At 68.4% G+C, this 25113-nt stretch carries 26 protein-coding genes; 6 read left to right on the top strand and 20 right to left on the bottom strand.

All coding sequences use genetic code 11. From position 1 onward, the window contains the following. Positions 1 to 90 precede the first annotated feature (90 nt). Both rsmD and MKP05_RS01935 read left to right on the top strand, forming a co-directional pair. Positions 91 to 753, top strand: coding sequence for a 16S rRNA (guanine(966)-N(2))-methyltransferase RsmD (gene rsmD / locus MKP05_RS01940; protein WP_240566790.1), 663 nt, complete (start codon positions 91 to 93; stop codon positions 751 to 753). Positions 754 to 904: 151 nt separating this feature from the next. Continuing rightward, positions 905 to 1099 (top strand): cell division protein ZapB, encoded by a 195-nt coding sequence (locus tag MKP05_RS01935; protein WP_110282910.1) that lies wholly within the window; start codon positions 905 to 907, stop codon positions 1097 to 1099. Between the two features lie 10 nt (positions 1100 to 1109). Here MKP05_RS01935 and MKP05_RS01930 read toward each other — a convergent pair whose 3' ends face one another. The 8 genes from MKP05_RS01930 to MKP05_RS01895 form a co-directional block, all read right to left on the bottom strand. Then, on the bottom strand, positions 1110 to 1565 hold the full coding sequence (locus MKP05_RS01930) for a GNAT family N-acetyltransferase (protein WP_240566789.1): 456 nt from the start codon (positions 1563 to 1565) through the stop codon (positions 1110 to 1112). Beyond that, the gene (locus tag MKP05_RS01925) at positions 1543 to 2373 is read right to left on the bottom strand and encodes a hypothetical protein (RefSeq protein WP_240566788.1); all 831 of its coding nucleotides are present in this window, start codon (positions 2371 to 2373) and stop codon (positions 1543 to 1545) included. Before MKP05_RS01925 ends, MKP05_RS01930 begins: the two co-directional genes overlap by 23 nt. Continuing rightward, the gene (locus tag MKP05_RS01920) at positions 2370 to 2681 is read right to left on the bottom strand and encodes a BolA family protein (RefSeq protein ID WP_110282908.1); all 312 of its coding nucleotides are present in this window, start codon (positions 2679 to 2681) and stop codon (positions 2370 to 2372) included. The genes MKP05_RS01925 and MKP05_RS01920 overlap by 4 nt, the downstream gene beginning before the upstream one ends. A gap of 42 nt (positions 2682 to 2723) precedes the next feature. Further along, a complete protein-coding gene (locus tag MKP05_RS01915) occupies positions 2724 to 4148 on the bottom strand; it encodes an MFS transporter (RefSeq protein WP_240566787.1) in 1425 nt (474 codons plus the stop codon). A 69-nt stretch (positions 4149 to 4217) separates the two neighbouring features. After that, positions 4218 to 4604, bottom strand: a complete 387-nt coding sequence (locus tag MKP05_RS01910) for a hypothetical protein (protein WP_110282907.1) — start codon at positions 4602 to 4604, stop codon at positions 4218 to 4220. 60 nt (positions 4605 to 4664) lie between these two features. Then, the gene (gene lysS / locus MKP05_RS01905) at positions 4665 to 6206 is read right to left on the bottom strand and encodes a lysine--tRNA ligase (RefSeq protein ID WP_240566786.1); all 1542 of its coding nucleotides are present in this window, start codon (positions 6204 to 6206) and stop codon (positions 4665 to 4667) included. A gap of 101 nt (positions 6207 to 6307) precedes the next feature. Further along, positions 6308 to 7406 (bottom strand): peptide chain release factor 2 gene (gene prfB, locus MKP05_RS01900; protein WP_110282905.1). Its coding sequence is split into 2 segments (ribosomal slippage): positions 6308 to 7330 and positions 7332 to 7406, totalling 1098 coding nucleotides; the frame shifts between segments, so codons are not numbered across the junction. Positions 7407 to 7586: 180 nt separating this feature from the next. Continuing rightward, the gene (locus MKP05_RS01895) at positions 7587 to 8927 is read right to left on the bottom strand and encodes an OmpP1/FadL family transporter (protein WP_240566785.1); all 1341 of its coding nucleotides are present in this window, start codon (positions 8925 to 8927) and stop codon (positions 7587 to 7589) included. 414 nt (positions 8928 to 9341) lie between these two features. On the opposite strand from MKP05_RS01895, the gene MKP05_RS01890 reads away from it, so the two are divergent. Continuing rightward, entirely contained in the window at positions 9342 to 9761 is a 420-nt protein-coding gene (locus MKP05_RS01890; RefSeq protein ID WP_240566784.1) for a VOC family protein, read from the top strand. A gap of 9 nt (positions 9762 to 9770) precedes the next feature. Here the strand turns inward: MKP05_RS01890 and MKP05_RS01885 are convergent, their stop codons facing one another. The 10 genes from MKP05_RS01885 to ffh all read right to left on the bottom strand — a co-directional run bounded on the left by MKP05_RS01885 (position 9771) and on the right by ffh (position 20552). Continuing rightward, on the bottom strand, positions 9771 to 11567 hold the full coding sequence (locus MKP05_RS01885; RefSeq protein WP_240566783.1) for a single-stranded-DNA-specific exonuclease RecJ: 1797 nt from the start codon (positions 11565 to 11567) through the stop codon (positions 9771 to 9773). 242 nt (positions 11568 to 11809) lie between these two features. Continuing rightward, the gene (gene thrC / locus MKP05_RS01880) at positions 11810 to 13198 is read right to left on the bottom strand and encodes a threonine synthase (RefSeq protein WP_240566782.1); all 1389 of its coding nucleotides are present in this window, start codon (positions 13196 to 13198) and stop codon (positions 11810 to 11812) included. A 241-nt stretch (positions 13199 to 13439) separates the two neighbouring features. Then, positions 13440 to 14756 carry a homoserine dehydrogenase gene (locus tag MKP05_RS01875; RefSeq protein ID WP_110282901.1) on the bottom strand — a complete coding sequence of 439 codons (1317 nt, stop codon included), beginning with the start codon at positions 14754 to 14756 and terminating at the stop codon, positions 13440 to 13442. Positions 14757 to 14856: 100 nt separating this feature from the next. Continuing rightward, positions 14857 to 15594, bottom strand: coding sequence for a DsbC family protein (locus MKP05_RS01870; protein WP_110282900.1), 738 nt, complete (start codon positions 15592 to 15594; stop codon positions 14857 to 14859). A gap of 2 nt (positions 15595 to 15596) precedes the next feature. Further along, complete coding sequence (gene xerD / locus MKP05_RS01865) at positions 15597 to 16499, bottom strand: site-specific tyrosine recombinase XerD (RefSeq protein WP_110282899.1); 903 nt, start codon at positions 16497 to 16499, stop codon at positions 15597 to 15599. A 119-nt stretch (positions 16500 to 16618) separates the two neighbouring features. Continuing rightward, the gene (gene rplS / locus MKP05_RS01860; protein ID WP_110282898.1) at positions 16619 to 16975 is read right to left on the bottom strand and encodes a 50S ribosomal protein L19; all 357 of its coding nucleotides are present in this window, start codon (positions 16973 to 16975) and stop codon (positions 16619 to 16621) included. 156 nt (positions 16976 to 17131) lie between these two features. After that, positions 17132 to 17893, bottom strand: a complete 762-nt coding sequence (gene trmD, locus MKP05_RS01855; RefSeq protein WP_240566781.1) for a tRNA (guanosine(37)-N1)-methyltransferase TrmD — start codon at positions 17891 to 17893, stop codon at positions 17132 to 17134. 47 nt (positions 17894 to 17940) lie between these two features. Continuing rightward, the gene (gene rimM / locus MKP05_RS01850) at positions 17941 to 18489 is read right to left on the bottom strand and encodes a ribosome maturation factor RimM (RefSeq protein WP_240566780.1); all 549 of its coding nucleotides are present in this window, start codon (positions 18487 to 18489) and stop codon (positions 17941 to 17943) included. Positions 18490 to 18532: 43 nt separating this feature from the next. Further along, on the bottom strand, positions 18533 to 18781 hold the full coding sequence (rpsP, locus tag MKP05_RS01845; protein WP_110282895.1) for a 30S ribosomal protein S16: 249 nt from the start codon (positions 18779 to 18781) through the stop codon (positions 18533 to 18535). Between the two features lie 361 nt (positions 18782 to 19142). Then, complete coding sequence (gene ffh / locus MKP05_RS01840) at positions 19143 to 20552, bottom strand: signal recognition particle protein (RefSeq protein ID WP_110282894.1); 1410 nt, start codon at positions 20550 to 20552, stop codon at positions 19143 to 19145. A 180-nt stretch (positions 20553 to 20732) separates the two neighbouring features. Here ffh and MKP05_RS01835 point away from each other — a divergent pair, with 180 nt between their 5' ends. Then, a complete protein-coding gene (locus MKP05_RS01835) occupies positions 20733 to 21533 on the top strand; it encodes a cytochrome C assembly family protein (RefSeq protein ID WP_110282893.1) in 801 nt (266 codons plus the stop codon). A gap of 81 nt (positions 21534 to 21614) precedes the next feature. After that, entirely contained in the window at positions 21615 to 22898 is a 1284-nt protein-coding gene (locus MKP05_RS01830; RefSeq protein WP_240566779.1) for an HlyC/CorC family transporter, read from the top strand. Here the strand turns inward: MKP05_RS01830 and MKP05_RS01825 are convergent, their stop codons facing one another. Both MKP05_RS01825 and MKP05_RS01820 read right to left on the bottom strand, forming a co-directional pair. After that, positions 22899 to 23609, bottom strand: coding sequence for a 1-acyl-sn-glycerol-3-phosphate acyltransferase (locus tag MKP05_RS01825; RefSeq protein ID WP_240566929.1), 711 nt, complete (start codon positions 23607 to 23609; stop codon positions 22899 to 22901). An 8-nt stretch (positions 23610 to 23617) separates the two neighbouring features. After that, positions 23618 to 24235: a TetR/AcrR family transcriptional regulator gene (locus MKP05_RS01820; protein ID WP_240566778.1), complete on the bottom strand. Its 618-nt coding sequence runs from the start codon at positions 24233 to 24235 to the stop codon at positions 23618 to 23620. Between the two features lie 192 nt (positions 24236 to 24427). Between MKP05_RS01820 and MKP05_RS01815 the strand changes: the two genes are divergently transcribed. After that, on the top strand, positions 24428 to 25105 hold the full coding sequence (locus tag MKP05_RS01815; RefSeq protein WP_110282889.1) for an SOS response-associated peptidase: 678 nt from the start codon (positions 24428 to 24430) through the stop codon (positions 25103 to 25105). The last annotated feature ends 8 nt before the right edge of the window (positions 25106 to 25113 follow it).

The raw sequence follows: 25113 nt of genomic DNA, 5'->3' as shown, positions 1-25113 counted from the left end.
GAGATGCTTCAGCCTCGCGGGTGAACGAATCGCCACATCCTACCATCGCGCACCATGACTGTGGATAAGGCCGCGGGTACAATGCCGGCCATGACACGACGCTCCTCACGCCCTCGCCGCCGGCAGCGCGGCACTGGCGGCGCTCCACGCCGGGCGGGACACGGCAAGCTGCGCATCATCGGCGGCGACTTTCGTCGCCGGCTGCTGCCGGTGCTGGACAGCCCGGGCCTGCGCCCCACCCCCGACCGGGTGCGCGAGACCCTGTTCAACTGGCTGACCACGGCCACCCCGGGCGCCCGGGTGCTGGATCTCTTCGCCGGCACCGGGGCACTGGGACTGGAGGCACTGTCCCGTGGTGCTCGCCGGGCCTGCTTCGTGGAGCGTGACGGCGGCGTGGCCGACGCCCTCGCCGACAACCTGGCCACCCTCGGCGCCGGCGAACGCGCCCGGGTGGTCACCGCCGACGCCCTGGCCTTCCTCGCGGGGGAGCCCACGCCCTGCTCGCTGGTCTTCCTCGACCCGCCCTTCCGCCAGGACCTGGTCGCGCCCTGCTGCCTGGCACTCGAGACGGGCTGGCTGACCGAGGACGCCTTCATCTACCTGGAGGCCGAGTCGGAGCTGGTCCCTCGCGTGCCGGAGCACTGGCAACTGCACCGGGAGGTGCGCGCCGGCGACAGCACCGGACGCCTCTATCGCCGCCAGGGCCAGAGCGGCACCGGGTCGCCGGATGAGGGCTATCGCAGATGGCGGTAACGCCGATTGCCCTGGTCGCCGGATGGCGACGCTTGCTGAGGCCCGGCCACGGCGTTACGCTGCGCGCTGATCGAATCCCACCCCGGGCCAGCCAGACCGGCAGATGCTCGGGCGAACGAGCGCACCGCCAGGACATTGTCAGGAGAACAGGATGAGCATCGAACTCTTCAACCGGCTCGAGCAGAAGGTCACCAGCGCCGTCGAGGCCCTGGAGCTGCTCAAGATGGAAGCCGAGGAGCTGCGCGAGGAAAATTCCCGCCTGAAGCAGGAGCGCGAGGAGTGGGAGCGCCGGCTCAGCGACCTGCTGGGCAAGTTCGACGAGGTCGACACCGGCGCGGGCAACTGAGCGCCGCGCCTCACCGCCGGTCGAGCGGGAGCGACATCAGCACGGCGTCCTCCCGCCCTTCCCCGGCCTCCCGGGGCGGGTAATAGCCACGCCGGCGGCCGTCCTCGGTGAAGCCGGCCCGGCGATAGAGGGCGATGGCGCCGCCATTCCCCGCCCTGACCTCCAGCAGCAGGCGCTCGCTCTGCCAGCGCCGGGCCTGCTCGATCACCGCCCCGAGCAGCTCGCCCGCCAGCCCCCGACGACGATGGTCCGGCGCCACCAGCAGCGCCTGCAACTCGGCCTCGAAGGGCAGTCTCGCCACGATCGCATGCCCCACCAGCCGTCCCCTCGCCTCGATACCGACTACCCGGGTATCGATATCCGCCAGCGTCTGCGCCAGCATGCCCCGGGACCTGGGGGGCGACGCTGCCTGCCGCTCGAGCGCCGCCAGGGCCGCCAGGTCATCAGCCGCCAGCCGGCGCAGCATCGTCGTCCTCGCCGGTGCCCTGCCAGGCCTCGCGCCAGCCGGCGAGCCGCGGCCACAGCGCCCGCTTGGCCTCGGCACTGCCGGCCAGTTCGTCCAGCCCCGGCCCCTGCCAGGCGGGCAGGTCGAGCAGGGCGCAGTGCGCGCCTTCGACGGTCAACACCCTGGCCAGGGTGGCATCGTGGCCGAAGATCAGCAGGCGCTCCGGGGCCCAGCCGCGGCGGCGGCGGCCCTCGAGGAAGGCCTGCAGCCCCTGGCGTGCCTCCTCCAGGGGCGCGTCCACCGGCAGGCCTTCCATCTGGGGCCAGTGGAAGGTCTCGAACTCGAGTGGACGCTCGGGCAGCACCCCGGCGGCCTGCAGCAGGTTGGCCAGCAGCCGCTGCCGGGTGGCATCGGGCTGGCTGGCCCGGGGCAGCAGCAGCAGCCAGCGGCCATCGAGGCAGGCCACCTGGAGCGTGAAACGCAGCGCCTCGGCCGGCTCCGCCGCGGGGCGCTCCTCGTCCCTGGCCGGGGCCTCCGCCGCGCCGGGGACCTCGCCTCCCCCCAGCAACGCCCGGGCCTTGCCCGGCCCCGCCGGCCGTTGACTGCGCTCGCGGGGCGCTGGCTCGGGGGTCGGGCGGGCCGGGGCCTCCCGGGCCGACTCGTCGAGCAGGGCATGCAGACGCTCGGCCGGGGCCTCGGTGGGGGCCGGCGCGGGCCGCTGCCACTCGCAGGCGGGGGTGGGCCGGGCGTTGGGCAGCCGGTAACGGGCCTCCCAGGCGGTCAGCCCCATGGCCTCGAGATACTGCCGGCGCTGCGGCTCGGGAGTCACGACCCGCTGCCGCCCCGGCAGTTGGGCGAGGCCGGCCGGTCCTCGCCGCGGGCCTGCCACTCCTCGGGGGTATAGAGGTGCAGGGCCAGGGCGTGGACCGGGCCCGCCAGCTCGTCGGCCAGCAGGGTATAGACCTGCTGGTGACGCTTGACCGGCATCAGCCCCTGGAAGCGGCCGGACACCAGGGTGACCTTGAAGTGGGTCTCGGAATTGGCCGGTACGCTGTGCATGTGGCTCTCGTTCTCCACCGTGAGGACGGTGGGGTCGAGGGCCTGTAGCTTCTCTTCGATGATGGCCTGGGTGCGCATGGCGGCTCCTCGATACTGGATGGATGGGGCTATTGTACTCTCTCAGTCGGGCCGCGACGACGCCGCCTCGCGGGCGCCCCCGCGGCGCCCGGCCTGGGCCTCGCCCGCCGACGACACCCGGGCGAGGCTGGCGACGAGTGCCAGCAGGCAGGCGCCGCCCCCCACCCAGAGCGAGGCCTGCACCGGCGCCCCGGCGGCCAGGAAGGCCCCCACCAGGGCGACGCCCAGCGACTGCCCCACGGTACGGGTGGTACTCAGCACCCCCGAGGCACTGGCGCTCAGCTCGCGGGGCGCACTGGACATCATCTCGCGATTGTTGGGCGGCTGGAACAGGCCGAAGCCGAGGCCGCACAGGCCCGTCCGCCACAGGCCGTCGATCACCCCCGCCCCGGCATCGAGCAGCGCCAGCGAGACCAGCCCGAGCAGCAGCAGGACCAGCCCGGCACTGGCGAGCAGGCTCGGATTGACCCGGTCGGCGAGCCGGCCGGCCAGCGGCCCCACCAGCATGATCGCCAGCGGCCAGGGGGTGAACAGCCAGGCGGTCTCCAGGGGCGAGAACCCCATCTCCTGCTGGTAGAGGAAGGAGAGCGCCACGAAGGCGAGCCCCTGGCCGATGAAGGCCAGCCCCGAGGCCGAGACCGCCATCGAGAAGCGCGGTTCCCGGAACAGCGACGGCGGCAGCAGCGGGTGGCTGGCGCGGCGCTGCCGGCGCAGGAAGAGCGTACCGGCCACCAGGCTCGTCGTCAGCCAGGCGAGCACCTGCCAGGCGGGGCGACCATGGCCGGCCCCGTCCATGGCGAGGAAGAAACTGCCCAGCATGGTGACCGACAGCAGGGCCCCGCGGCCATCGAAGCCGCCCGAGCGGCGTGGTTCCCGCGGCAGGGCCCGCCAGGCCAGCACCAGGGCGCAGAGCCCCAGCGGCACGTGCAGGGCGAACAGCCAGGGCCAGCTCGCCACGGAGAGCACGAGCCCGCCGATGGTTGGGCCGGCGGCATAGCCGCCAGCCACCACCAGGGCACTCAGCCCCAGGGCACTGCCCAGCAGCCGGGAGGGGAAGATCGAGCGATACAGCGAGGGCCCGATGGAGAGCGTGGCCGCCGCCCCCAGCCCCTGCAGGGCGCGAAAGACCAGCAGGGTCTCCAGGTTGCGGGACACGGCGGCCCCCAGCGAGGCGAACACGAACAGCGCCAGCCCGGCGACATAGAGACGACGCCGGCTGACCAGCTCGCTCACGGCGGCAAAGACCAGCAGGAAGGCAGCACAGACGATCTGGAAGAGGTTGGACACCCAGACCGCGCGCGCCGGGGAGACCGCCAGGTCCCGGGCGATCGAGGGCAGCGCCAGATTGATCATGGTGGTGTCCACCACGGCCATCAGGGTGCCGAGGATCAGCGCCAGCACCGCCAGGCGCCGCTCGGGGCCCGGCAGGCCGTCGTCGCCGGGCCGTGTTGCGAAGAGTCGACTCATGTCAGGAATCCATAACGAGGAAACCGGCCGAAGCCGGTTTCTCGAGGTCACTCCCGGGCAGCGGGACGATCAATCCTGGTCGGTCTCCAGGAGCAGGCTATCATCGACCTCGGAGATCTCGAGGGCCGCCTCGTCGTCCAGGTCGATGGCGAGATAGCTGTGCTCGACCTGCAGGAAGCGCTGGAACAGCGCCCAGTCGAGAGCTTCGGGCCACTGGCGCTCGTCCTCTTCCCAGGCGCGCAACTCGGTCTCGAGGATCTCGAGGTAGCGCTCGCGCACGAAGGCCTCGAGGGCCTCGGGCGTGTCCATCTCGGGAATCAGGTAGACGGTGCTTTCCCGTTCGACGTCGGCCAGGGTCAAGTCGTCGTCCCCCACCGTGGGTTCCAGCGCATTGATCCATTCCACGAAATGCCGGGTCGGCCTGACGCTCAGGGCGGAGCGGTTGAGCAGTTTCATCGTGGTCTCCTCGACGTCGAAACGCTGACCATTATGGGCGCTCGCGGCGCCCCTTACCAACTATTCCACCGCCTCGGGGCGCATGGCCGGGAACAGCAACACATCCCGGATCGAGGCGCTGTCGGTGAACAGCATCACCAGCCGGTCGATGCCGATGCCCTCGCCCGCCGTGGGCGGCAGGCCGTACTCCAGGGCCCGCACGTAGTCGGCGTCGTAGAACATCGCCTCGAGATCGCCGGCCTCCTTCTCCGCCGCCTGGGCGCGGAAGCGTTCGGCCTGGTCCTCGGCGTCGTTGAGCTCCGAGAAACCGTTGGCGATCTCGCGACCGCCGACGAAGAACTCGAAGCGCTCGGTGACGAAGGGATCGTTGTCCTTGCGTCGCGCCAGGGGGCTCACCTCGGTGGGATACTCGGTGATGAAGGTCGGCTGCTGCAGGCGATGCTCGACGGTCTTCTCGAAGATCTCGATCTGCACCTTGCCCAGCCCCCAGCCATCCTTGACGTCGATGTCCAGGCGCTCGGCGATCTGGCGCGCGGCCGACTCGTCGGCCAGCGCCTCGGCATGGATCTCCGGGTTGAACTGGAGAATCGCGTCGAACACGCTGATCCGTCTCAGCGGCTGGCCGAAATCGTACTCGAAGGTCTCCAGCACCTCGCCCTCGGCATTGCGCACGGTGTTGACCACGGTGGTGGTGCCGAGCACCTGCCGGGCGACGCTGCGCAGCATCTCCTCGGTGAGATCCATCAGGTCATGGTAGTTCGCATGGGCCTGATAGAACTCGATCATGGTGAACTCGGGGTTGTGCCGGGTGGAAAGCCCCTCGTTGCGAAAGTTGCGGTTGATCTCGAAGACCCGCTCGAAGCCCCCCACCACCAGGCGCTTGAGGTAGAGCTCGGGCGCGATGCGCAGGTACATGTCGATGTCCAGCGCATTGTGGTGGGTGACGAAGGGGCGCGCAGCGGCACCGCCGGGAATCGGCTGCAGCATGGGGGTCTCCACCTCCATGAAGCTGCGGGCCTCGAAGAAGCGGCGCATGGCGCTGATCACCGCGGCACGCACCTCGAAGGTCCGACGCGAGTCGGCGTTCATGATCAGGTCGACATAGCGCTGACGGTAGCGGGCCTCCATGTCGGTGAGGCCGTGGAACTTGTCGGGCAGCGGGCGCAGGCTCTTGGTCAGCAGCTTCGCCTCGACCATCATCACGTAGAGGTCGCCCTTGCCCGACTTGTGCACCGGCCCGCGGCCGGCCACGATGTCGCCGATGTCCCAGCCCTTGACGTCCTCCAGCACCTCTGCCGGCAGCCCCTTCTTGTCGACGTACAGCTGGATCTGGCCCGAGACGTCCTGGATGACGATGAAGGGGCCACGCTTGCGCATGATCCGGCCGGCGACCCCGGCATGACGGCCCAGGGCCTCGAGCTCCTCCTTCTCCTTGTCACCCAGCTCGGCAGCCAACTCGGCGGCCAGGCTGTCGCGACGGAAGTCGTTGGGGAAGGCGCTCTCGCCGCGGCTCTCGGCCAGCCGGCGACGCTCGGCCAGCTTGGCGCGGCGCTCGGCGATCAGGCGATTTTCGTCGTGTTGAGGTGAATCCTGGTTGGCCATTACGCTACCTGTAAAGAATGAGCTACTACGGGCCACGGGTTACGGGCCACGAGCGACAAGGGACGATGTTTCGCTCGCAGCTCGTCGCTCGAGGCTCGTGGCTACAGTCCTTGCTTGAGACTGGCTTCGATGAACGGGTCCAGATCGCCGTCGAGCACCTTGTCGCAGTTGCTGGTCTGCACCCCGGTGCGCAGGTCCTTGATGCGCTGGTCATCGAGCACGTAGGAGCGGATCTGGCTGCCCCAGCCGATGTCCGCCTTGGAGTCCTCGGCCTCCTGCTTGGCGGCGTTGCGCTTCTGCATCTCGTGCTCCCACAGCTTCGCCTTGAGCTGCTTCATGGCGAAGTCGCGGTTGGCGTGCTGGCTGCGCTGGCTCTGGCAGGCCACCACGATGCCGGTCGGCTCGTGGGTGATGCGTACTGCCGAGTCGGTGGTGTTGACGTGCTGGCCGCCGGCGCCGCTGGAGCGGTAGGTATCGGTGCGCAGGTCCGCCGGGTTGATCTCGACCTCGAAGCTGTCGTCGACTTCCGGCGAGAGGAACACCGAGGCAAACGACGTGTGGCGGCGGCCGCCGGAGTCGAAGGGGCTCTTGCGCACCAGGCGATGCACGCCGGTCTCGGTGCGCAGCCAGCCGAAGGCGTAGTCGCCCTGGATATGCACCGTCGCCGACTTGATGCCCGCCACCTCGCCGGCGGAGGCCTCGATGATCTCCGCCTTGAAACCGTGATGCTCGGCCCAGCGCAGGTACATGCGCAGCAGCATGTTGGCCCAGTCCTGGGCCTCGGTGCCGCCGGAGCCGGCCTGGATGTCCAGGTAGGCGTTATTCTGGTCCATCGGGCCGGCGAACATGCGCCGGAACTCGAGCGTCTCGAGGCTGGCCTTGAGCCCGTCGAGCTCCTTCTCGACCTCGGCGACGGTGGCTGCGTCCTCCTCCATCTCGGCCAGCTCCAGCAGGTCGCGGCTGTCACCCAGCCCCTGGTCGAGCTCGTCGATGGTGGCCACGATCTGCTCGAGCGAGGCACGCTCACGGCCAAGCTTCTGGGCATAGTCGGGGTCGTTCCAGACGCCCGGGTCCTCCAGCTCGCGGGTGACTTCCTCTAGCCGATCCTTCTTTTCGGCATAGTCAAAGATACCCCCTCAGGACGTCTGTCCGCTCAGACAGGTCCTTGATGAGGTTATGGACGGGGTTGGTTTCCAGCATGGGGCTCGCCTGAGTCTGCAGTGGAAAATCGGCCGCCGGAGCGCTGGCAGCGAGCCAGTGCGCCGACGGCACGGAAAAGGCGATCATTGTAGCGAATGTGCCGCCGCGTCGCATCCACCACGACCCGAGAATACGACCCCGGATCGCCAGCCCCGGCCGAGGCTGGCGGGGACACTGGCGTCAGAAGCGATAGTCCACCGAGAGGGCGAAGACATCCGCCGAGACCTCATAGGTCCCCGAGAGGTTGCCCCGCGTCGCGTTCTCCTCCTTGGTCCCATCCTGATTCATGTCGACATCATCGCCGAAGACACGCATATAACCGGCGGTGATGCCCAGGTCGGCGGTCGGCATCCAGGTAGCCCCCAGGGTCGCCCAGGTACGGTCGGCGTCCGGCACCCGCGGGGTGCGGAATTCGCTGCCGGGGATCGGCGTCTCGTCATGACCCAGGCCGGCACGCAGCAACCACTGCGGGGTGAGCGCATAGTTGGCCCCCACCGAGAAGGCCCAGGTATTGTCCCAGTTCTCCTCGGTACGGCTCGGCGCCCTGCCATCCTCGAACTCCACCACCAGTTCGTCGAAGCTGCTCCACTCGGTCCACTCGGCATTGGCCATCAGCGCCAGGCGGTCGGTCAACTGGTGATAGACCCCCAGATTCAGGTTGGCTGGGGTAGTAAGCTCTGCCTTTCCTCCAGTTCCCGTTACGAGGCCTGCGTCAATGGCGCCATCCGAGACGGGATCGGTACCCTTCACCTTCAGCTCGCCATCGAGCGTCAGATCGATTTCCGAACGGTAGCCGATGCCCAGGCGGGTCTTTTCGGTGGCCTGGAACAGGGCCCCGAGGATATAACCATACCCCCAGTCGTCGCCGGTCACTTCGCCAATGACATCGTTCTGCCCAGGGGTGGCACCGGGCAAGCCCTGCATGGCGGCCGCCGACCCGAAGTCGATGGCATTCGAGAGGGTCGCATCGGCATACTGGGCACGCAGGCCAACGGCCAGGTTCAGGCGGTCAGAAGCCCGATAGTTCAAGGTCGGCTGGAAGTCGATGGTCTCGAGCTCGGACTCGATGGCGTGGTAACGCCCGATCCAGTCCTCGTCGTACTCGGTCGACAGGCCATAGGGCGCATAGACCGCCAGGCCAAGATCGAACCGCTCCTTGAGCCGGGTCTTGGCAGCAAAGGACGGTACCAAGGCGGCCTCCCCGCCCTGGCGTGAACCGCCACGGTCAAAATCAAACAGTCCCGAGGCATCGGACGCTTCGGCATTCCTGAGCTCGAAGTCGGCATCGATATAGGCCAGCCCACCGACGACCTGGTTGCCGTCGATATTGCCGATGGCCGCCGGATTGTAGGCCATGAAGCCGGCATCCTCGGCCCCGGCAGCGGCGTTGGACAGGGCGTTGGCCAGGGTCTTGGCACTCTGCTCACGGACCTGGAAGCCGGAAGCGAAGGCTTGAGAGGCGACCAGAGCGGAGGAGGCAATGGCCACGGCCATGGAGAGCTTGTTGAACTTGTTGTGCATGGTCTCGACGTCCTTTTCCAGATTCGTGCTGGAGCTGGTTGTGTAATGCACCCTCGCCGGGGTGCTGGTGAGCTGCCCCGTTTTCGCCTATTGCACGCCATCGTTCAAGGGCAAACGTTCGTTTTAATCCGAAAATCGCTAATACTTTGGTCGCACGATCGTTTTAACTCCTGAACTTTCATTGAGTTAACCAAAATATTTCGACTGCACTCCGGAGAGCACCTTCCGAGCATGAGCGGTGAGTCACCGAAGGGGGTTAGCCCTGGGCCATCATCCGATCACCCCGCGAGGCCCGCGATTCCGCTAACCGACAAGCCGAGACGGTGCGCCACTACACCCGGTGGTTCTGGCTGGCCCGGCGCTGACGGCGACCTGCTAGGCTGAAGGGAAGGAAGCCATCGCCGGGAGGTGGTCATGCCCAAGCTCAACGGCGTGCTGGAAACCGCGCTCTACGTGGAGGACATGGACCGTGCCAGGGCCTTCTTCGAGGGGGTGATGGGACTCGAGCCCTTCAACGCCGACCATCGCTTCACCGCCTATGACGCCGGTGCCGGCTCGGTACTGCTGCTGTTCCTGCGGGGCGAGACACTGGAAACCGTGGTGCTGCCGAACGACATGGGCACCATCCCCCCCCATGACGGTGCCGGGCGGGTGCACCTGGCCTTCGCCATCGCCGCCCGCGAGCTCGAGACCTGGGAGGCCCAGCTCCACGACCATGGCGTGACCATCGAAGGCCGTACCCACTGGCCACGTGGCGGGGAGAGCCTCTATTTCCGCGACCCCGACGCCCATCTGGTGGAGCTGGCCACGCCCGGTGTCTGGCCGACTTATTAGGGAACGTCGTCAGGGGGTTCGTTCGGCGTGCTCGATCATCAGCTGCAGCGACTCCCGCCCCCGCCAGCGGTTTCGGTTGAGCTTGTAGGCACAGCGCAGCCGGTCGCCGACGCCGAAGGCCGGGATCTCGCCGGGCGTGAGCGCCCGGAACCAGATCGCCTGGGTGGCGGCGGCGCCGCTGGAGAGCTCGAGCATCAGGTGGCTACCGTCGGCCCCGACCGGGCGCAGGGCCTCGATCAGGAACTCGCCCTCGAACAGCGGCGCATCGAACTCCCGCCCGTAGGGCCCCAGCACCTCGAGCTCGGCGAGGGTGGCGAGGCTCAACTGGTGCGGGGCCAGCTCGCCATCGGTGAAGACCCTGGGGTAGAGCTCGGTGTCGCCGAGCTGCTCGGCCACCGCCTGCAGAAAGGCCGCGTGGAACTCTCCCAGCCTGTCCACCGGTACCCCGACCCCCGCCGCGCCGCGGTGACCGCCGAATCGCGGCAGCGCCTCGGGGGCCAGCTCGAAGGTCCGCTGCAGGGCGTCGCGCAGGTGCAGGCCCTCGATGGAGCGCCCGGAGCCGGTGAGCATGCCGGGGGCCGCGGCCGGCGTCAGCACCAGGGTCGGCCGGCCGAAGGCCTGCACCAGCCGCGAGGCGACGATCCCCTGCACCCCGGGATGCCCGCTCTCGAGAAACACCACGATGGCCGGCTCGTCGGCAGTCAGCGGCGCCATGGCCAGGGCCCTGGCCTGCTCGGTCATCTCCGCCTCGATGGCCTTGCGCGACTGGTTGTCCTGATCGAGCGTCTCCAGATGGCGATGAGCGATGGCATCGTCTTCGGCAAGCATAAAGTGCAGCGCCGCATAGGGATCGTCGAGCCGCGAACGGGCATTGATCCTCGGGCCCATCTGGAAGGCCAGGGTCTCGGCGTCGAAGGGTACGCTGTCATCGCCCAGCCTGGCCGCCATGGCCCGCCAGCAGGCGGCGTCCATGCGGTTGATCAGGGTCAGGCCGTGGCTGACCACCGCCCGGTTGGCGGCGCTGCCGCCCAGCGACACGCAGTCGGCCACGGTGCCCAGCGCCACATAGGAGAGCCAGGGCGACAGCTTGGGCGTGGACGCCGGCAGCACGCCCCACTCGATCAGCACCTGCCGCGCCAGTGACATCGTCAGCCAGGCCACCATGCAGCCGGCGATCGTCGGGTCGGGGTAGTCGCAGTCGTCGCGGGTGGGGTTGACGGTGGCATAGGCCGAGGGCGGCGGCCCCTCCACCGGCAGGGCGTGGTGATCGCTGACCACCACCTCGATGCCGGCCGCCTTGAGCCGGGCGATGCGCGGCTCGTCGGAGCTACCGCAGTCGGCGGTGATCACCAGGCTCGGCCGCGGCGCGAGCGAGAGGGTCCGTTCCACCAGCGGCAGGCTGATGCCGTAGCCGTCATGGATGCGGTGGCCGATCAGGCTGTGCAGCCGGGCTTCCGGCACCCCGAACAGCTCGACCAGGGTCCGCCGGATCACCACATGGGAGGTGATGCCGTCGACGTCATAGTCGGTGAGGATGCCGACATGCTCGCCGTCGACCACCGCCCGGGCGATGCGCTCGGCGGCACGACGGGCATCCGCCAGGCGCTCGGGATGCGCCAGGTGGCGCAGGCTCGGCGAGACCAGCGGGGCGAGCTCCCCCCGGTAGCCGGCCAACCGCCCGGCCAGTACCCGGGCCTGCAGCTCGGTGAGCCCCTCGGAGCGGGCGCGGGCGTAGAGCGCCTCGTCGCGGGGGCGCGGCTGGATACGTGGCTTCAGCCGCTCATGGAGATCAAGGGGATCGGTCACGGCATCCAAGCCAGACTCCTTTCTCTGCGGTTCTCAGGGTCCACACGACGACGCCCGGTACACCGGGCGTCATATCGAGACAGCAGGAGCACCGAACATGGCACCGAGGCCGCCCCTATGGGGTCAGACCCCAGCCCAGTTGTCCAGCCTGTCAGGGTGCACCTTGCCAAGCGTAGCCGACCCCGCCGGGGTCTGACCCCATAGGGCCCGCCGGCGCCGGCAACATCGTCCCGGCCGGGGCCTCAGCGGCGGTTCTCCGCCACGAACTTCTGCACTGCGGCCAGCTCGGCGGGCAGCACGGTATAGCGCTCCTCGCGCTCGAGCAGGTCGTCCATATGCGGCGGCAGCGGCACGCCCGGGAAGCCCGCCTTGACCACCGCCTCGGCGAACTTGGCCGGATGCGCCGTGGCCAGGGTGATCATCGGCGTCGCGGCATCGGCCCGCACCCGCTCGGCGGCACGGTAGCCGGTGGCGGTATGCGGGTCGAGGATCTCCTGGGTGCGATGGTGCGCTTCGCGGATCACCTCGAGGATGGTGGCGTCATCCACGCTGTGGCTGGCGAACTTCTCGCGCAGGAGGGAGAGCGGTGCGCCGGCCAGCGCCGCCGGCTCGGCCTGGAAGCGCTCGAGCAGTGCGCGCACGGCGTCGCCGTCGCGCTCGTAGGCCTCGAACAGCAGCCGCTCGAAGTTGGACGACACCACGATATCCATGGACGGCGCCAGGGTCGCGACGAGCTCCTTCTTGGAGAAGTCGTTGTCGGCCAGGGTGCGGTGCAGGATGTCGTTGGCGTTGGTGGCGATGACGAACTGCTTCACCGGCAGGCCCATGCGGTAGGCCATGTAGCCGGCGAAGACGTTGCCGAAGTTGGCCGAGGGCACGCAGAAGCTCACCGGGCGGTGCGGCGCCCCCAACGCCACGGCGGCGGCGACGTAGTAGACGATCTGGGCCATGATGCGTGCCCAGTTGATCGAGTTCACCGCCACCAGCCGGGTGCCGTTGAGGAACGACTGGTCGGCGAAGCTCGCCTTGACCATGGCCTGGGCATCGTCGAAGTTGCCCTCGATGGCGACGTTGAAGACGTTGTCGGCGAGCACCGAGGTCATCTGGCGGCGCTGCACCTCGGAGACCCGGTTGTGCGGGTGGAGGATGAAGATGTCGAGGTTGTCGCAGTGGCGGCAGCCCTCGATGGCCGCCGAGCCGGTATCGCCGGAGGTGGCGCCCATGATCACCGCGCGTTCGCCGCGCTTGGCCAGGAAGTGGTCGAGCAGGCGGCCGAGCAGCTGCAGGGCCACGTCCTTGAAGGCCAGGGTCGGGCCATGGAACAGCTCGAGCAGGAAGTGGTTGGCATCGAGCTGGTTGAGCGGGACCACGGCATCGTGGCTGAAGGTGGCGTACGCCTCCGTCACGATCCGACGGAACGTCTCATCGTCTATCTCGCCGTTGACGTAGGGCTGCATCACCCGGAAGGCGATCTCGGCGTAGGAGAGGCCGGCCATGGCGGCCAGGTCGTCATGGCAGAGCGTCGGGATCTCCTCCGGCACATAGAGGCCGCCGTCGCTGGCCATGCCGGTGAGCACGACCTCCTCGAAGGAGAGCGCGGGTGCCTGCCCGCGGGTACTGATATAGCGCATTGTTCGGTTCCTTTGCTCGCTCGGGGCTGATCCGGCGACAAGCCTGCGAGGAGGCGCTGTGAACCCATCCCTGGGCGCTACCGATGCCATCCCTGGCATAGGACCTCCTCTTCGGCTTGTCCCCGGCGCCCCTCGCTACAGATAGCGGCAACAACCCTAGGCAGCTACAAGCTCTCCAGTATCCGCTGGTTTGCTCTTTCAGCTTCAAGCTTATAGCTTACGGCTCCGGGCGAAGCCCGGCTCATTCCTGCTCGTCCAGGCTTTCTACGCGGATCCGCGTCACCGGGCCGGCGATGTCGGCCAGCGACTCGATGTGCCGGATCGCCTCGTTCATCTGCTTCTCGCGGGTGCGATGGGTCAGCAGGATGATCGGCACCAGCTCGCCCTCGGTGGCCTCCTTCTGGATCAGGGCCTCGATGGAGATGCCCTGCTCGGCGAGGATGGTCGCCACCCGGGCCAGCACCCCGGGGCGATCCACCGCCAGCAGGCGCAGGTAGTAGGCGGTGACGATGTTCTCCATGGGCATGATCGGCATGCCGCCGTCGTCCTCGCCGATGCCGCTGAAGGCCAGGTAGGGCACCCGGTAGTGGTGGTCGGTGGCGATGTCGCGCGCCACGTCGAGCAGGTCCGCGACCACCGCCGAGGCGGTGGGCTCGGCACCGGCGCCGGCCCCGTAGTAGAGGGTCGGGCCCACGGCGTCGCCCATGATGGCGATGGCGTTCTTGACGCCATGCACGTTGGCCAGCAGGCGCTCCTGGGGAATCAGGGTCGGGTGCACGCGCAGCTCGAGGCCGGTCTCGGTGCGCTTGGAGATCCCCAGGTGCTTGATGGTGTAACCCAGATTCTCGGCCTGCTCCACGTCCTCGGCGGTGACCCGCGAGATGCCTTCGGTATAGGCCTTCTCGAACTGCAGCGGCACCCCGTAGGCGATGGAGGCGAGGATGGTGAGCTTGTGGGCGGCGTCGATGCCCTCGACGTCGAAGGTCGGATCGGCCTCGGCGTAGCCCAGCGCCTGGGCCTCGGCCAGCACGTCCTCGAAGGCCCGCCCCTCGTCGCGCATGTGGGTGAGGATGTAGTTGCCGGTGCCATTGATGATGCCGGCCACCCATTCGATGCGGTTGGCGCCGAGGCCCTCGCGCAGCGACTTGATCACCGGGATGCCACCGGCCACGGCGGCCTCGAAGGCCACGATCACGCCCTTCTCGTGGGCCGCCTTGAAGATCTCGTTGCCGTGCACGGCGATCAGCGCCTTGTTGGCGGTGACCACGTGCTTGCCGTTCTCGATGGCGGTGAGCACCAGCTCGCGGGCCACTTCGTAGCCGCCAATCAGCTCGACCACCACGTCGATGTCGGGATTAGTGGCCACCTCGAAGACGTCGGCGGTGGTCTTGATGCCGGTGATGTCACACCCGGGGTTGGAGCTGCGGTAGGCGACCTGCTCGATGACGATCGGGCGCCCCGCGCGGCGAGCGATTTCGTCGGCATTGCGCGTCAGCACGTTGAAGGTCCCGCCACCGACGGTCCCCAGGCCACAGATTCCCACTCTCACCGGTTTCAATGTCTTTCCCCTCTTTGTCGTGCAAGTTGTCGTGCAAGTGTCGCAGCGCAGGTCGAGCGGCCTTCGACGGGCCGCTCGTGACGTGTCGTCGCGGCCCCGCTCACTCCTCCAGGCCCAGCATGGCGGCCAGGCGCTCCGCCGGCACATAGCCGGGCACCAGGCGGCCGTCGGGCAGCACGATGGCCGGCGTGCCCTGGACGCCGAGCTCCATGCCCAGATGATACTGTGACTCGACCGGATTGTCGCAGTCCGCGGCACCCGAGAGGCGCTCCTCCCGCTTGGCCGCGCTCATCGCCTCGGTCGGATTGTCGGCGCACCAGACCTGGCGCATCACCCGCGCCCCCTCGCCATTCATGCCGGCCCGCGGAAAGGCCAGGTAGTGCACCTCGATGCCCAGCTCGTTGAGCCGTGGCACCTCCTCGTGGAGCTGGCGGCAGTAGGGGCAGGTGGTGTCGGTGAACACCGTGAGCGTGGCACGGCTTTCGGCGCCGCGAAAGATCACCCGCTCGGCATCGGGAATCTCCGCCAGGCGCTCGGCGCGCTCGGCATTTCGCCCCTGCTCGGTCAGGTTGACCAGGCCCTGGCCGGCGTTCTCGTAGAGATCCCCGACCAGGAAGTGGCGCCCCTCGGCGTCGCTGTAGAAGCTCTCGCCGGTCTCCAGGCGGACCTCATAGAGCCCTTCCATCGGCGTCTCCCGGACGCTCTCCACCGGCATCGGCTGGCCATTCACCGCCAGCCTCTCGGCCAGGCGGGCGGCCGGATCGGCCTGGGCGAGCAGCGGGCCGGCCAGGGTGGCGGCCAGCAGGCCGCCGAGGAATGTCGGGACGTGTCTTCTCATGTTCAGCCTCGCGGATGATGGTCGGCGTGCAGGGCTTCCAGTCGCACCTGCGCCACATGGGTATAGATCTGCGTGGTCGAGAGATCGCTGTGACCGAGCAGCAGCTGTACGACACGCAAGTTGGCCCCATGATTCAACAGATGGGTGGCAAAGGCGTGGCGCAGGGTGTGCGGCGAGAGTGGCCGGTCGATACCGGCGACGCGCGCATGGACCTTGATGCGGTACCAGAAGGCCTGGCGCGTCATCGCTCGATCGCCGCGCCCGGGAAACAGCGCCGGCCGGGTGACATCGGCCATCAGCGCCCCGCGGGCGGTACGCAGGTAACGCTCGAGCCAGGCCACCGCCTCCTCCCCGAGCGGCACCAGGCGGTCCTTGTCGCCCTTGCCGCGCACCCGCACCACGCCCTGGCGCAGGTTCAACGCATCGGTGGTCAGACCCACCAGCTCCGAGACCCGCAGGCCGGCCCCGTAGAGCACCTCGAGCATGGCCCGGTCACGCACCCCCAGGTCGGTGGTCAGGTCGGGCGCCTCGAGCAGCCGCTCGACCTCGGCCTCCTCGAGGGTGTTCGGCAGCGCCGGCCGCACCCGGGGCAGTCGCACCTCGACCAGGGGGTCCGCCGCGATCATGCCCTCCGCCAGCGCCCAGCGATAGAAGCGCCGCAGGCTCGACAGCAGGCGGGCGGTACTGCGCAGCTGGTAGCCGGCCTCGCGGCGCTCGTCGATCCAGGCCGGCAGGGTTCCGGCCCCCGGGGCCAGCAGACGTTCCCCCCGTGCCTCGAGTCGCTTCCCCCAGGCCGCCAGGTCGCGGCGATAGGCGTCCAGGGTGTTGTCGCTCGCCCCCTGCTCGAGCCACAGGCCATCGAGGAAGGCGTCGATCAGTGTGCTCGCGTCATCGCCCGTCGGCATCCGACCTCCCGGGTGGTCCGGCCCTCTACAACGAAACCCCGCCCCGCGGCAGCGGTGACGGGGTTTCGCGATCGGTGCGGGACATCAGCCCCGGCACCGCAAGCCGGCAGGCCTCGGCCTCAGGCCAGCTTTTCCTTGATGCGGGCGGACTTGCCGCTGCGCTCGCGGAGGTAGTACAGCTTGGCCTGGCGCACGTCGCCGCGACGCTTGACGCTCACGGAGTCGACCAGCGGGCTGTAGGTCTGGAAGGTCCGCTCGACGCCGACGCCGTGGGAGATCTTGCGCACGGTGAAGGCGGAGTTCAGGCCGCGGTTGCGCTTGCCGATGACCACGCCCTCGAAGGCCTGCAGACGCTCGCGGCTGCCTTCCTTGACCTTGACCTGCACGACCACGGTGTCACCCGGGGCGAACTCCGGCACCTGCTTGCTCATCTGCTCGGCTTCGAGCGCCTGGATCACCTTGTTCTTGCTGCTCATGACAATGACTCCTCGATAACGTGACTCGCCGGATCCGGTTCGTTGCCGGTGAGTCGTGATCCCGGCGCCCGAGCCGAGGCTCGAGAGCGCGGGAGCTGATTGGTGACGCAGGTCCGCGACTCCTCAGGAGTCGGCGTCCTGCACCTCCGCCCTGACCTACCTGGTGGACAGAGCGTATTCCTCGATGAACTCCGCGAGCAGCCGCTGCTGCTCGTCGCTCAACGTCCTGCCCTCGAGCAGGTCGGGACGACGTTGCCAAGTGCGTCCCAGGGACTGCTTCAGCCGCCAGCGCCGGATGGCACCGTGGTTGCCGCTGAGCAGGACCTCCGGCACTCGCCGCCCGTCGATCTCCTCGGGGCGGGTATAGTGCGGGCAGTCCAGCAGCCCGTCGTTGAAGGAGTCCTCGACCGCGGAATCCTGATGGCCCAGCACCCCGGGCACCAGCCTGGCCGCGGCATCGATCAGCACCATGGCCGGCAGCTCGCCGCCGCTGAGCACATAATCGCCGATCGACCACTCCTCATCGATGTCGGTCTCCACCACGCGCTCATCGATGCCTTCATAGCGCCCGGCCACCACCACCAGGGGGGGGCCCGAGGCCAGCTCCTGCACGCCCGCCTGATCGAGGCGGCGCCCCTGGGGCGACAGGTAGATCACCCTGGGGCGTTCACCGGTGGCGACCCGGGCCCGCTCACGGGCGGCATGAATCGCCGCGCGCAGGGTGTCGACCTTCATCAGCATGCCGGGGCCACCGCCGTAGGGGCGGTCATCCACGGTGCGGTGGCGGTCGGTGGCGTAGTCGCGGGGGTTCCAGAACTCCAGCGCGATACGCCCCTTCTCCACCGCCCTCCCGGTGACGCCGTGGCGGGTGATCGCCTCGAACATCTCGGGAAACAGCGACACGACGCCGATCCACATGCCCTGCTCACTTTCCGTGCCCGGGGCTTCCGAGGTCAGGTCGGGACTCAAAACTCGGGGTCCCAGTCGACGCTCATCACGCCGGCCTCGAGATCCACGTCCAGCACCACGTCATCGGGCAGGAAAGGCAGCAGCCGCTCGCGATCGTCGATGGCGTCATCGCCCTGGCCCTTCACGACCATGACGTCGTTGGCGCCGGTCTCGAACAGGTAGGCGATGCGCCCGAGCACCACGCCCTCGCGGGTCACCACCTTCAACCCTTCCAGCTGATACCAGTAGTAGTCATCGCCGGCGAGCTCGGGCAGTTCCGCCTTGGGCAGCAGGATCTCGGCGCCGGCCAGGGACTCGGCCGCCTCGCGGCTGTCGACGCCCTCCAGCAGGGCCACCAGCCCCTTGCCGTGCCGGCGCCCCTGGACCAACCGCCGGCGAACGAGCCGACCGTCGTGGCGCAGGACCCACTCGGCATAGTCGAGGATGCCTTCCATCGGGCCGGTGTACGAATACACCTTGAGCCAGCCCTTGACACCATAGGGGCTGGTCAACTTGCCCAGCACCACATGATCGTCGCTCGGCTGCGCTTGCGCGTTATCGCTCATCGACGACCCCGTGACGGACCTTCAGGCAGGCAAGTCAGGCCCTTCAGGCCTGCTTGCGCGCTTCCTTGACCAGTTCGGCGACGCGGCCGGAGAGCTGCGCGCCCTGGCTCTGCCAGTGGGCGATGCGATCCAGGTCGATGCGCAGGCGTTCTTCCTGACCGCGGGCGATCGGGTTGAAGAAGCCCAGGCGCTCGATGAAGCGGCCATCGCGGGCGTTGCGTGAATCGGTCACGGTCAGGTGGTAGAAGGGACGCTTCTTGGCGCCACCACGTGCCAGACGAATGGTAACCATGGCGTAGTCTGTCCTTCGGTTGAGGTTACGGTTGACTCTGCTGGGCCGCGGCGGTGAGCCACGGGCCTTCAACATTGCTTCTCGAAACGTTTCTGTTCAGAGCACGGCTGCTCGGGAAGCGGGCCGCAGGCCCGACTTCGGGCATTCGGTCACGACAGCGGCCGCGAACATTCGCGGTCCTGCCAGTGAAGACGCAGCATTCTACGGAAAACAGCCCGGCTTGGGAACCTTTTTCGGGGGACCGGCAGGGCTATCGCAGATGGCGGCAACGCTCGAGGCGGTTCCGGCGACAGGTCGGCGGCCCCCCTCTTCGACCTGTCCCCGGCGCCTCTCGCCAATTGCAGCCATGACTGACCAAGGCTCAGCGCCGGGGGAAGCCGCCGGGCCCTCCCATCCCACCGGGGCCGCCGGGGCCACCGGGACCGCCTCCGCCCATCATGCCGGACATGCCGCGCATCATGTTTTGCATGCCGCCCTTCTTGCCCGCCTTCTTCATCATCTTCTGCATCTGCTTGTGCTGCTTGAGCAGGCGGTTGAGATCGGGCACCTGGAGGCCGGCACCGGCGGCGATGCGGCGCTTGCGCGAGCCGTTGATGATCTCCGGCTTGCGCCGCTCCTGGGGGGTCATGGAGTTGATCAGCGCCTCGAGCTTGCCCAGCTCCTTCTCGGGCCCGGGCCCCTGGGCCATCTCGGCCATCTGGCCCATGCCCGGCAGCTTGCCGAGCAGCCCCCCCATGCCGCCCATCTTCTTGAGCTGCTGGAGCTGGTCGCGGAAGTCCTCGAGGTCGAAGCCCTGGCCCTTCTTGACCTTCTTGGCCAGCTTCTCGGCCTTGCGCTTGTCGACGGTGCGCTCGGCTTCCTCGATCAGCGACAGCACGTCGCCCATGCCGAGGATGCGCGAGGCCACGCGATCCGGGTGGAAGGGCTCGAGGGCATCGACCTTCTCGCCCACCCCCATGAACTTGATCGGCTTACCGGTGACGTGACGCACCGACAGCGCCGCACCGCCGCGGGCGTCGCCGTCGGCCTTGGTCAGGATCACCCCGCTCAGCGGCAGGGCATCGGAGAAGGCCTTGGCGGTATTGGCGGCGTCCTGGCCGGTCATGGCGTCGACCACGAACAGCGTCTCCTGGGGCGTCACGGCCTTATGCAACGCCTGGATCTCGGCCATCATCGCCTCGTCGATGGCCAGGCGGCCGGCGGTATCGACGATCACCACGTCATGGAACTGGATCTTGGCGTGCCTGATCGCCGCCTCGGCGATGGCCACCGGCTGCTGGTCGCTGCGCGAGGGAAAGAAGTCGACGCCCACTTCGGCGGCCAGGGTCTCGAGCTGGTCGATGGCCGCGGGACGATAGACGTCCGCCGAGACCACCAGCACCTTCTTCTTCTCGCGTTCGCGGAGGTAGCGCGCCAGCTTGGCCACGGAGGTGGTCTTGCCCGCCCCCTGCAGGCCGGCCATCAGCACCACCGCGGGCGAGCCCTTGAGCACGAGCCCCTCGTTGGCCTCGCCCATGACCGCCTCGAGCTCCTGCTGGACGATCTTGACGAACTGCTGGCCCGGCGAGAGGCTCTGCGACACCTCCTGCCCCACGGCACGCTCGCGCACCCGCTCGATGAACGCCTTGACCACCGGCAGCGCGACGTCGGCCTCGAGCAGCGCTCGACGCACCTCGCGCAGGGTGTCCTTGACGTTCTCTTCGGTCAGGCGCGCCTGACCCTTGATCGACTTGAGCGTCTGCGACAGACGCTCGCTGAGATTCTGGAACATTGGCCTCTCCAGTGACGACGGCCGGAATATGGGCAGAGATTATACGCCCTGTGGCCGCGAGTCTCCATGCGCGACACCGGCAAGCCGCGCGGTCTGTGCGCAACCCGGGGGATTGGGTATAGTAGCGACACGCTGTTCAACCACCATCAGGCGCTCGCGTAGGCGCATGGAAAGCAATCGATGCAGGCGCTTCCCCTGGCCATCCTGGCCTTCATCCTCTATGTCGCCGCAGCCTCCTGGCAGGCCCTGACCCTGGCGCGGCGGGTACCGTCGCGCCCCGCGCTGGTCCGTGGCCTGGGCGTGCTGGGGCTGCTCTGCCATCTGCCGCTGGCCGCCGGGCTCTTCGGCCAGGGCCAGGCGGTGCTGCCCGGCCTCTCCACCAGTGCGATCGTGGCCGGCGCCGTGGTGGTGCTGCTGCTGATCGTGGTCAGCTTCTTCAAGCCGGTGCTCAACGCCGCCGTGGGGCTCTTCCCGCTGGCCGGCGCGGCACTGCTGCTGGCCACGGGCCTGCCCAGCCCCGAACGCACGGCCGGCCTGACGCCGGGGATCGCCCTGCACGCCCTGAGCTCGGTACTGGCCTTCGCCGTGCTGGCCATCGCCGCCGTCCAGGCGGTGCTGCTGGGCCTGCAGAACCAGGCGCTGCGCCATCATCACACCCGCGGCATCGTCCAGGCCCTGCCGCCCCTGACCACCATGGAGCGGATCCTCTTCGAGCTGATCTGGGCCGGCCTGGCCCTGCTGACGATGTCGATCGCCAGCGGCTTCTTGTTCGTCGAGAACATGTTCGCCCAGCACCTGGCTCACAAGACCATTCTCTCGCTGGCCGCCTGGGTGATCTTCTCGGTGCTGCTGTTCAGCCACCACCGGCTGGGCTGGCGCGGCATGCGCGCGGTGCGCTGGACCCTGGGCGGCTGCGCCGTGCTGCTGCTGGCCTACTTCGGCAGCAAGTTCGTGCTGGAGGTCGTGCTGAGCCGTGGCTGAGCCGGCGACCCCGGACGCCTTGACACTGCCGTGTCGAGTCCCTACAACTCGAGCCTGATACGCCATTGAGGATGCTTCGACTTGAGCGACGACTTCCCGCTGGGATTGCTGTTCGGCCTACTGTTCCTGCTCATCTGTCTATCCGCCTTCTTCTCCAGCTCCGAGACCGGCATGATGTCGATCAACCGCTACCGCCTGAGCCACCAGGCCAACAGCGGCGAGTCACGCGCCCTGCGGGTGGTCCGACTGCTGTCGCGACCCGACCGCTTGATCGGCGTGATCCTGATCGGCAACAACCTGGTCAACAACCTGGCCGCCGCCATCGCCACCGTGCTGGCGATCCACTTCTTCGGTGAGGTCACCGGCCCGGCCGTCGCTCCCCTGATCCTGACCATCGTGATCCTGATCTTCGCCGAGGTCACGCCCAAGACCTACGCCGCCGTGAGGCCCGAGCGCATCGCCTACCCCGCCTCGCTGGTGCTGGAACCGCTGCTCAAGCTGCTCTATCCGCTGGTGTGGCTGGTCAACGCCATCTCCAACGGCCTGCTGCGCCTGCTCGGCGTCAAGAGCATCGAGGGCGGCGGCGACAACCTGACCCGCGACGAGCTGCGCACCGTGGTGCACGAGGCCGGCACCCTGATCCCCCATCGCCACCAGGCGATGCTGCTGTCGATCCTCGACCTCGAGAATGTCACCGTGAACGACATCATGGTCCCGCGTCACGAGGTGATGGGCATCGACCTCGACGACGACCTGGAGGAGATCCTGACCCAGATCCGCACCAGCCAGCACACCCGGGTGCCGGTCTACAAGGGCGACATCAACAACATCATCGGTATGCTGCACCTGCGCAACGCGGCGCGCTTCCTCTCCCGCCAAGAGGTGACCAAGGCCGCCATCGTGCAGGAGGCCCGGGAGCCCTACTTCATTCCCGAGTCCACCCCCCTGCATACCCAGCTGCTCAATTTCCAGAAGCAGAAGCGCCGGATCGGCATCGTGGTCGACGAATACGGCGACGTGGAGGGCCTGGTGACCCTGGAGGACATCCTCGAGGAGATCGTCGGCGAATTCACCACCGACGTGGCGGGCCAGGATCAGGAGATCCACCTGCAGGACGACGGCAGCCACGTCATCGACGGCACCGCCAACATCCGCGACATCAACAAGACCCTGGGCTGGCAACTGCCCACCGATGGCCCCAAGACACTCAACGGCCTGATCCTCGAGCACCTGGAGTCCTTTCCCGACGGCGCCGCCTGCCTGCAGATCGGCAACGTGAGAATGGAGATCCTCGAGGTGCGCGACAACCTGATCACGGCCGCCCGCTGCTGGACGCCGACACGCCGCCCCACCAGGCAGCGCTAGTCAGCGCTGCGAGAGGGCGTCGCACGACCGTCGCTCGACCCACTGGTCGGCCTGCGCCTTGAGGGAGCGCACCCTGGCCTCGACCCGGGGACGGCTGGCCTCATGGGGCGCCAGGGGCTCGCCGAAGTAGAGCGCCACCCTGGCCCGGAAACGTCGCGGCGGCTTGCTCAGCGCACGGCCGCCATGGTGCGAGGTCCAGGACCCCCACAGGCCGGACAGCCCCACGGGAATCACCGGCACCGGGTCCCGGGCCAGGATCAGTTCCAGGCCACGCCGAAAGGGCTGGACCTCGCCGTCCGGGGTCAGCCGCCCCTCGGGAAACAGCATCACCACCTCGCCCTCGGCCAGCGCCCGGCTGACCTGCTCCAGGGCCCGGCGGATATTGCCCGGATCGCGCCGCTCCGACTCCACCGGGATGGCCCCCACCAGCCGGAACAACCAGTTGAGCCAGGGCGAATCATAGATCGGCTTGTCCATCAGGAAGCGCAACGGTCGGCGGCTGGCACCACCGATCACCAGGGCGTCCATGAAGCTGACATGATTGCAGACCACCACCGCGGGACCGCGGGCGGGAATGTGGCCCTGGCCTCTCAGGCGCAGGCGATAGAGCAGGCAGACCACCAGAAAGACCAGCCGACGGACGAGCGGCCGCGGTTTCCGGACCAGTCCCCAGCTCCCCGCCAGCAGGGAGCCGGTGGCCACCAGCCACATCAGATTCGTCACGTCACGTCGGGTCTGTGTTTCAGGCCGGCGAGGGTGGTGTGGAGCAGTTGATCGAGCAGCTCGCCAACCTCCAGCTGCTGCCCCTGCCAGTAGCCGAGCCGCTCGTTGAGGCCAAGCTGCACCAGGCCATGGACGCTGCCCCAGAGGGTGCGTCCCAGCCGGCGGGCCTCCTGGTCGTCCAGCGCCGGCTGGTACTCCCTGAGGGTGGCCTCGACGCGCAGGAACAATCCCTCGATCATGTCGCTCTGGCGCTGGTCGAGCTCACCCTCCTGGGCCAGGGGGTAGTCGAACAGCAGCTGCCAGCGGAAGGCGTCGCGCTGGGCGAACTGCCAGTAGGCACGGGCCAGCGCCTTGAGGCGCTGTTCCGGGGCGGCGCTCTCGGTCAGCGGCTCGATCACGGCACGCAGGCGAGCCAGGGTCTCGATGTTGACGTGCTGGAGCAGGTTGCTGAAGCTGCCGTAGAGCTTGAGCAGGGTACTGGGAGCACAACCGACCTCGCGCGCCAGGGCGCGCAGCGACAGCGTGTGCGCAGGGTTCTCCTGCAGCCAGGCATCACATGCCGCCATGACCTGGGCATGTAGCGCCTCGGGCGCGTGCTGTCTGGGACGGGCCATCGGATTCCTCGCAAGATGGTGGCGGGCGGTACTCGGCTTGCCCACCTAGGATAGCGCAGATCGAACACTGTTTTCGACAGCTTATCCATCCCTCGGACAAACGCAAGTCCATGACGGGATCGCCGCCGATTCGGCGCTTTTCTCGCCCGTTCGACTTGGGTACCCTGTCGCTCCATCACCCGCGGAGTGTCCATGGCCGGCCGACTGCACATCGCCTCTCTCGATCTCGAATGCCTGCTGCCCGGCCTGGAGGTCGATGCCCCCCTGGTGACCAGCCCCAACCTGGCCCCGCGACGGCCGCTCTCGGCGATCCGCCTGGAAGCCGACCGGCCGCACCTCTCCCGGCTGTTCTGGGGCCTGACGCCGCCCTGGCTCGAGGTGCTCGACCGCGCGCCTCACTGCGCCCGGGCGGAGTCGCTGGAGGCGCGCCCCATGTTCCGCGAGGCCTTCCTCGCCCGCCGCTGCCTGGTGCCGGTCAGTGGCGTCTACGCCTGGCGAGTCCAGGCGCGCTTCAAGCAACCCTTCCTGGTGACCCGGGTCGACCGGGGCCCGTTGCTGCTGGCGGGACTCTGGTGCCGCTTCCATACCAGCCTGGTCGAGCACACGGATTCCCTCGCGCTGATCACCGTGCCCACCAACGCCCTGCTCGCCCCCCTCACCGATCGCCTGCCGGGAGTGATCGCGCCCGGCGACGGCCGGCGCTGGCTCGACCCACGGACACCGCCCGGGGAAGCGAGGGCGCTGCTGACCACCGCCCCCATGGAACTGTTGGGCGCCTTTCCGGTATCAAGACGTGTCAATGATCCCGCGCACCAGGACCCGGCCTGCGCCTACCCCACCGGCCCCATGCTGCGCCGGAACCCCCGATAAGGAGAGAT

The sequence above is a fragment of the Halomonas flagellata genome, from assembly GCF_022487945.1.
In the GTDB taxonomy this organism is placed as follows: Bacteria; Pseudomonadota; Gammaproteobacteria; order Pseudomonadales; family Halomonadaceae; genus Halomonas; species Halomonas flagellata.
The sequence above is the reverse complement of the archived record's forward strand: the minus strand, read 5'-3'. Positions and strand labels throughout refer to the sequence as shown.